6 protein-coding genes are annotated in these 7,381 nt (G+C 68.5%); 3 read left to right on the top strand and 3 right to left on the bottom strand.

What is annotated here, in order from left to right:
* Together KHC19_RS14395 and KHC19_RS14390 are read left to right on the top strand one after the other, a co-directional pair.
* The coding region (locus KHC19_RS14395) for an NAD-dependent epimerase/dehydratase family protein (RefSeq protein ID WP_213353068.1) at window positions 1-563 on the top strand (563 nt) is incomplete at its 5' end.
* 19 nt (window positions 564-582) lie between these two features.
* Window positions 583-1,449 (top strand): ABC transporter permease, encoded by an 867-nt coding sequence (locus tag KHC19_RS14390; protein WP_213353067.1) that lies wholly within the window; start codon window positions 583-585, stop codon window positions 1,447-1,449.
* Window positions 1,450-1,617: 168 nt separating this feature from the next.
* Here the strand turns inward: KHC19_RS14390 and KHC19_RS14385 are convergent, their stop codons facing one another.
* From KHC19_RS14385 to KHC19_RS14375, 3 genes are all read right to left on the bottom strand, one after another.
* Window positions 1,618-3,222: a class I SAM-dependent methyltransferase gene (locus KHC19_RS14385; protein WP_213353066.1), complete on the bottom strand. Its 1,605-nt coding sequence runs from the start codon at window positions 3,220-3,222 to the stop codon at window positions 1,618-1,620.
* Window positions 3,223-3,352: 130 nt separating this feature from the next.
* Window positions 3,353-4,243, bottom strand: coding sequence for a lysophospholipid acyltransferase family protein (locus tag KHC19_RS14380; RefSeq protein WP_213353065.1), 891 nt, complete (start codon window positions 4,241-4,243; stop codon window positions 3,353-3,355).
* 1 nt (window position 4,244) lies between these two features.
* A complete protein-coding gene (locus KHC19_RS14375) occupies window positions 4,245-5,648 on the bottom strand; it encodes a cytochrome P450 (protein WP_213353064.1) in 1,404 nt (467 codons plus the stop codon).
* A gap of 147 nt (window positions 5,649-5,795) precedes the next feature.
* Here KHC19_RS14375 and KHC19_RS14370 point away from each other — a divergent pair, with 147 nt between their 5' ends.
* The gene (locus KHC19_RS14370) at window positions 5,796-7,331 is read left to right on the top strand and encodes a glycosyltransferase family 4 protein (protein ID WP_213353063.1); all 1,536 of its coding nucleotides are present in this window, start codon (window positions 5,796-5,798) and stop codon (window positions 7,329-7,331) included.
* The last annotated feature ends 50 nt before the right edge of the window (window positions 7,332-7,381 follow it).

The raw sequence follows: 7,381 nt of genomic DNA, 5'->3' as shown, positions 1-7,381 counted from the left end.
TTCCCATCGACGAGGGGCATCCGACCAGCCCGGTGAGCGCCTATGGCGCCTCGAAGCTGGCGGCCGAGAACTACCTGGCCTTCTACGCGGCGCAGTACGAGGTCAACAGCGTCAGCCTCAGAATCAGCAACGCCTACGGCACCGGCCAGAACATCGCCAAGGGGCTGGGCGCGGTGACGGCCTTCACCTATGCCGCCATCGAGGGCCGCCCGATCACCATTTACGGCGACGGGTCGGTCCTGCGCGACTATGTCTGGGTCGATGACGTCGTCCGGGCGCTGATCGCCGCCGGCGCCCGCCGGGAAGTGACCGGCGCGATCAATGTCGGCTCCGGGGTTGGCTCGACCCTGCTCACCATCATCGACGAGCTCGAGCGCCATCTGCGCGAACGGCCCAACGTGATCATGCGCGAGGCGCGGCGCTTCGACGTGCCGGCCTCCCAGCTCGACGTTCGCCGCGCCGCCGACGCGCTGGGCTGGCAGCCGGAAGTGGACCTGCGGTCCGGCATCGACTTCCTGTGCGGCTATTTCCAGGGTTTGTTGCCGCTGCGCGCCGCGCAGTGAGCGCTCGCGGGCCGTTGTCATGAAAAGCGATTCCCTGCCGATTCCCGCCTCCTCGGCGCTGGCCTCCGCCGATACGAGGCGCGCCCTCGCCGAGCTCGATGCCGGCGGCCCGACCTTCGCCCAGAGGCTGGAGGCGCATTTCCGCGTCGTGCGGGCGATCTTCCTGCGCGATATCCAGACGCGCGTCGCCGGCACCCGCTTCGGCTTCCTGCTGTCGCTCGGCCAGCCGCTGGCCCATGTCGGCCTGCTGCTGACGATCTACTACATACTGGGCCGCGTGGCGCCGATCGGCACCGACACCACCATGTTCATCGCCACCGGCGCGGTGCCCTTCGTGGTGTGGCTGTACGGGTTCCGCCAGGTGAAGACGGCGCCCCACGCCAATCGCAGGCTGACCGACTTCCCCGGCGTGACGCTGGTGGACGTGCTGCTGGCGCGCTCGGGCGTCGAACTGCTGAGCTCCGCGGGCGTCTGCGTCTTCACCCTCGCCACGCTTGCCCTGCTGGGCTTCGATGTGGTGATCTTCGACCCGCCGCAGTTCGTCTTCATCCTGTTCCAGGCCTATCTGCTGGGCGTGTGCATGGGGATCTTCTTCGCGGTCATCGCGCGGATGTTCTTCTTCTTCCTGATCCTCGGCAGCCTGATGGTGCCGCTGTTCTGGGTCACCTGCGGCGTCATCTTCATCCCGTCCATGCTGCCGGAGGCGATCGCCTACTGGATCTGGTTCCTGCCGCTGTCCCAGATCGTCGACGCCACCCGCACCGCCTATTACGGGCACTATCTCAGCGACTTCTACAATGGCTACTACATTGCGGGGCTGATGCTGGGCTTCGTGACGCTCGGCGTCATCGTGATGCACGTCTTCCGCACCAAGCTGAGCGAGTGACGTCCCGGCAGGCGACGTCCCAGCGCGATTGACGCGACGAGGGATCCCCGGCCGCGGCCGGAGGATCCCGTCTCCTGGATATCCCGTCTCCTGGATATCCCGTCTCCTGGATATCCCGTCTCCTGGATATCCCGTCTCCTGGATATCCCGTCTCCCGGATATCCCGGCTCAGAGATCCTTCAGCAGCGTGGCGGTGAACCAGGAATCCTTGCCGCTGGTGCGGATCTGCGCGACGCCGCTGAGCGCCTTGCTGGCGATGTTGGAGCCTTCGTCGTTCCAGATGACCAGGTCGCGGTCGACCGGCATGAAGTTCCACTGGTGCAGCCCGGCGTAGCGCTGCTTCAGTCCCTCGTTGATCGAACCCTCGATATAGACGACGCCGCCCGGTACGCAGACGTCGATCATCTGCTGCAGGGCGAGCCACGGATCGCGGCTATGGTCGAGGGCGTTGCGCGAGTGGACGATATCGAAGCGATCGGTCCCGAACTGCTCCACCAGCCGCTCGCCCTCGCCGGGCAGGGTGCGGATGGCGGGCTCGATCCCGTACTGGTCGAGCAGGTCGTTATAGGCGTTGGCCAGCGGATCGACGGCGGTGATGTTGAGCCGGGTGCCGTAGAGCACCGGCCCGATGGTGGTGTGCGGGCCTGAGCCGACGTCGAGGATCTTCGCCCGCAGGATATCGAGCCGCTGCAGCAGCTTCACGATCGGGCCGGGCACCGGATAGTGGCCGGCGGCGCGCTCGCGGAACGCCTTCACCGTTTCCGGCTTGCGATGCTTGCCGGATATCACCACGTCCCAATAGGCGATCTCGGTGGGGAGCAATTCGCTCCAGGACTGACGGGGCCCGGTGCGCTCGACCGGGGCGCCGGCCTGCGCGCCGGTGCGCAGGACCGGCTTCGCCATGTTGCGCGTCGCGAACCACCGCGACATCGATTCGAGGCGGCGCGACCACAGCTCGACCTTGGCCGGCTTGTCGCCGGGCTGGTCGTCGACATAGTACTCGACGACCATGTCCTCCTCCTCCCTTCCGGTGGCGCCGGTGCCGCGCAGCTTGGCGTTGAGGGCGAAGGACAGGAAGCTCTTGAGGTGGCGGACGTCGCGCTGGGCGTGCTGCAGGCAGTAGATGCGCGGAGGGATGGGGGACTTCTTCAGCGCCTCGCCGGCGATGAAGCGCTCGGGATAGGCCTGGGCGACATCGGCGAGCGTCAGGCCCGGATAGCCGTGGGAGAGCACCTTGCCGAGCGCGGTGCGCCGCTCCTTCACCAGGTCGGTATTGGGGTTGTTGAGCAGGCAGCAGGAGCCCGGCAACTGCGAGGCCAGCACCAGCGAGGCGAAGGCGCCGCCGGCATAGCCGACGAACACGATGTTCTCATTGGCGATGGCCAGCTGGTCGCGGAGCCTCCTCACCACCCGGGCGATGTTCGGCAGCACCCAGTGGTCGGCGGTGCCCAGCCCGAAGCCGGACTGGACCGCCTCGTCCAGCGCGGCGGTGGGGTCCTGCCAGATGAGGACGTTGTAGGGCAGCTTGGCGGCCCAGTCGGCGCGCAGGAAGCTGCGCTGGCCGTCCCGCGACCGGTCGGCGCCATAGGGGCAGATGACGACTAGCGGCAGGCCCCTGCCCTTGGGCGAAAACAGGAAGCCGTAGGGGAGGGGCTGCGACGTGACCTCGTAGGCGCGGCGTTCGTCGAGAGCGAAGGCGAAGTCGAAATCCGAATGGGAGAGCGCCGCGGGATCGGCTTCCTTGGCGAGCTGGGCGATGATCGTTTTCGACATTGGTCTCTTCAACTGGGCGACGTGAGGCGCGGAGCCGGGGCAGCGGCGCGTTACCGCTGCGCGAGGCCGGTGGCCTCAAGCTACCCAAGAAGATCGAATCCGTCCATGGAGGCGGTCGATCACCCGGGGATCAGAACCGATCGTCGAGGAAATACCACTGGTCGGCATGCGCGCGGATGATCGGCTCGATCAGCGAATTCAGATAGACGATGTCGTCCAGCACCCCGGCCCGTTCCCCGACCTTGTCCGCCAGGCTGAAGATCTCGCTGACATGCAGCTCGAACCGGCTCTTGTGCAGCCGGACGCAGTGGCAGATCACCACTTCCGCGCGGCTGGAGCGGGCGAAGCGCGACACCAGCCCGAGATTGCCGCCCTCGCGCGGCGGGCGGCCGAACAGCGGCGCCATGGTCTCGCCGCCGCGGGCATCGTCGCCGAAGATCGCGAAGGGGCGGTTGTCCCGGAGCAGCCGCAGGGCCTCGCGCACGCCGCGCGGACTGGGGTCCAGCAGCGTGACGCCGAGCTCGGCGCGGACCTTCTGCACGATGGCGTTGTGCACCGCCGGTTCCGGCGGCAGATAGAAGCTGTTGATGGGGAAGCCCAGATGCGCCAGCGCCGTGGGGAAGGCCTCCCAGTTGCCGGTGTGCAGCATGATCACCACCAGCGGCCGCTTCACCAAGAGGCCGCTGCGGATCACCTCGGCGTCGTAGCTCACGCGATTCTCGCCGATGAAGCGGTGCAGCAGCGAGAATTCGGCATAGACGCGCCCGACATTGTCGAGGAAGCGCTGGACGCCGGCGTCCACCTCCTCCTCCGACCATTCCGGCTTCAGCCGGCGCAGATTGTGCCGGGCGCCGGTGAGGATGTGCGGCAGGTTGCGCCGGACGTTGCGCCGTACCAGCAGGCTGCCGAGATCGGAGGCGGCGTCGATGGGCGCGCGGCGCAGCACATGGTGCAGGCCGAGATGCCAGTAGTCCTCCAGGCGTTCGCGAAACCCCTCGCGGACCAGCTCGTTGGTGCTCATCTCAGTGCCGCCTTTCCACGGTGACCGGCAATCCGCCCTCCGGCCGCAGCGTCAGCCGGCAGATCGGCATGACCGGCGCGCCGGTGGGGCGCACCACGAAGCGCTGGGCCAGCATGGCCAGGCACAGCACTGCCTCGGTGAGGGCGAAGCTGGCCCCGGCGCATACCCGCGGCCCGACCGAGAAGGGGATGTAGCTGAACGGCGCCGGCCGGGCGGCGAGGAAGCGCTCGGGCCGGAACAGGTCGGGTTCCTCCCACAGGTCGCGGGCGCGGTGCAGCAGCCAGGGCAGCACCAGCACCATCGCCTGCGGCTCGACCTCGATGTCGCCGATGCGCGCCGCGCGCGTCGCCTGGCGCGAATAGATCGGGATCGGCGGATAGAGCCGCATGGTCTCGTCGATCACCGCCCGGCACCAGCTGAGCTTGGGAACGTCGGAAAAGGCGACCGGGCGGTCGCCGGCGACGCGGTCGATCTCCTCGTGCAGCCGTGCCTCGGCCCAGGGTGCGTTGGCGAGCAGATACCAGGCCCAGGTCAGGGTGGTGGCGGTGGTTTCGTGCCCGGCGAGGAACAGCGTCGCGGCCTCGTCATGCAGCGCCTGCACGCCCAGCTTGCGCTGCTTTGCGTCGTCGCGCGGGCCGATGAGGCGGGACAGCAGCGAATCCTCGCCGGTCTCGGCGGCAAGATGGTCCTCGACGACCTGCTCGATGGTGCGGTGCAGGCCGGCGATGGCCCGGCGTACCCGCCAGCCGTGGTGGACGCGCAGGCCTTCGTCGAAGCCGAGGAAATAGCCGATATTGAAGGAATCCACCCGCTCCTGGAACTGGGTGAAGCCGTCGATGACCGCCTGCGCCGCCCCGGCGCGCAATTCGGCGCCGAACACCGCCCGGGTGATGATCTCCGCCGTCAGCGCCGCCATGTCCGCCTGGGCGTCGCGCGGCGCGCCGGCGGGCAGCGCCGCCCAGCGCTCGGCGAACTCGGCGGTCACCGTCTCCATCGGCGCGGCGAAGGCGGCGAGCCGGTTCTTGTGGACGGCATCGGCGACCAGCGGGCGCCGCTCGGCCCATAAGGGGCCGTCGCTGATGAACAGCCCCTGGCCGATCACGCCTTCCAGCGCCCGGCGCACCGGCGGGCCCTTGCGTTCGAAGGTCGCATTGTCGGTGACCAGCACCTGGCGGATCGCGTCGGGCCGGTTCACGAGCACGATCTGCCGCCGCATGATGCGGAAGCTGTCGCAGCCGCTGAAGTAGGATTTCTCCATCCAGTTGGAGAGCAGGCTGTGGCGCGCCCCGAGGATGGTCTCGATGAGGTTCGCGCGGCTGGTACGCGGCTCGGGATGGGCCGGCTCGAAGAAGTCGGCGCCACGGCGCTCGATCATCCGCGGTCGCTGATAGCCCCATCCGCCCATGCCCGCACTCCTGCCATTGCGATGCCCGGCATTCCCGTCGGGTCGGTCCCGCCCGGTGCCGCCGCATCCATTGCCGGTCTTCCTCTTAGGGAATCCTTGTGCAATCTTGCACCCCTATTTTGATGGCGATTGAGTATGGAATTGCGAATGATCCGCGCCGAGCCTCCTGAAGAGAAGGATGCCTCCGGTCGCTGGGAAGATATCAATGACCGCCTCGACCGGCTCGAGGCCAGGCAGGCGGTCCTCCTCGAAGACATCAAGGTGGTTCGCGAGCAGCTGCTGGTGATTGGCGGCGTGCTGGAACAGGTGCGCGACAAGCGCTTGCTCGGCTGGTCCCGCCCCCCCACCTCCGGCCCGGGGCTTCTGCTCTATCGGTTTTTCGAGCTGGTGCGTTCCCCGGGGGAGGCGCTCGCCTTCCTCGGCGATCTCGACCGGCATGCGCGCGAGGTGAGCCGTCGCACCCGCCGTGCCGGCCCCTCGGCGCCGTGGCAGCTGGAATTCTCCTACGCGACCTATCTGCGCCGCCTGACGGGCGCCCTGCGGGAATTGCTGTTCGGCAAGGCGGCCCCGCACTACCGGATCGTGCATCGCGGCACGCGGCGGCTGGCCGGCCGGCGGCGAAAGGTGCTGCACATCATCCCCAATCTCAATATTGGCGGCTCCACCCAGCTGGTGATCGACCTGATCGAGTATCTCGGCCTCGAGAACGAGATGCAGATCCTCACGGCCAAGCTGCCGGCCGGCGGGGCGCCGGTCGGCGCCGTCACCCATATCGTGCCGCTCGGCAGCCGGGCGCCGGCCTTCGCCCATGTGGTGGACGCCTTCGCGCCCGAGCTGGTCCACATGCATTATTGGGGCGGCTCTGACGAGCCCTGGTATGCCGAGGCGTTCTCCGCGCTCCGGGGGCGGTCCGTGCCGATCGTGGAGAACGTCAACACCCCGGTCCCGCCGCTGCGCGATTCCGGCGTGAGCGCCTATGTCTTCGTGTCGGATTATGTCCGCACCCATTTCGCCGCCGATCTCGACCCGGCGCTGGCGCATGTGGTGCATCCCGGCATCGACCGCAGCCTGTTCCAGACCGGCGAGGCCGGGCGCGCCGCGCCGGCGGATGTGGCCGATACGGTGATCATGGTGTACCGCCTCGAGCGCGACAAGCTGGACGATGCGTCCATCGAGGTGCTGATCGAGATCGCCCGGCAGCGGCCGGCGACGCGCTTCCTCATCGTCGGCGGCGGGCCGCTGCTCGACCTGTTCGTCCAGCGTACCGCCGAGATGGGGGTGAGGGCGAATTTCGACTTCACCGGCAGCGTCCCCTTCGCCGCCCTGCCGTCGCTGTACGGCCAGGCGGGCACGTTCATCGCGCCGGTGGTGCGCGAGAGCTTCGGCCAGGTCGTGCCCTTCGCGATGAATATGGGGCTGGCGGTGTGCGGCAACGACATCGGCGCGCTGTCGGAGATTCTCGACGGGGCGGAGACGCTGGGGCGCGATCCGGCCGACACCGCCGCCAAGGCGGTGGCGCTGCTGGACGACGCCGAACGCCGGCGCGCGCTCGGCGAGCGCAACCGCGAGCGCAGCGCGATGTTCGGTGTCGAGCAGATGGTGGAGAGCTACGCCGAGCTCTACGAGCAGCTCGTCCCGGCGCTCGACATGCCCGGCTTCCCGCCGGCGCGCCTCTTCCGCTGATCCGCCGCGAGGCGACCTTCGGGAAGTCGCGCGGGCAAGCCGCGTCCGCG

It is taken from the genome of Ancylobacter oerskovii (assembly GCF_018390555.1).
GTDB lineage: Bacteria > Pseudomonadota > Alphaproteobacteria > Rhizobiales > Xanthobacteraceae > Ancylobacter > Ancylobacter oerskovii.
This window is presented reverse-complemented; position numbering and strand designations above follow the sequence as displayed.

Excerpts from the sequence above, each read along its gene's own strand:
- KHC19_RS14390 (WP_213353067.1), top strand. The coding sequence starts at position 583 with ATGAAAAGCGATTCCCTGCCGATTCCCGCCTCCTCGGCGCTGGCCTCC.
- KHC19_RS14385 (WP_213353066.1), bottom strand. The coding sequence starts at position 3,222 with ATGTCGAAAACGATCATCGCCCAGCTCGCCAAGGAAGCCGATCCCGCG.
- KHC19_RS14380 (WP_213353065.1), bottom strand. The coding sequence starts at position 4,243 with ATGAGCACCAACGAGCTGGTCCGCGAGGGGTTTCGCGAACGCCTGGAG.
- KHC19_RS14375 (WP_213353064.1), bottom strand. The coding sequence starts at position 5,648 with ATGGGCGGATGGGGCTATCAGCGACCGCGGATGATCGAGCGCCGTGGC.
- KHC19_RS14370 (WP_213353063.1), top strand. The coding sequence starts at position 5,796 with ATGATCCGCGCCGAGCCTCCTGAAGAGAAGGATGCCTCCGGTCGCTGG.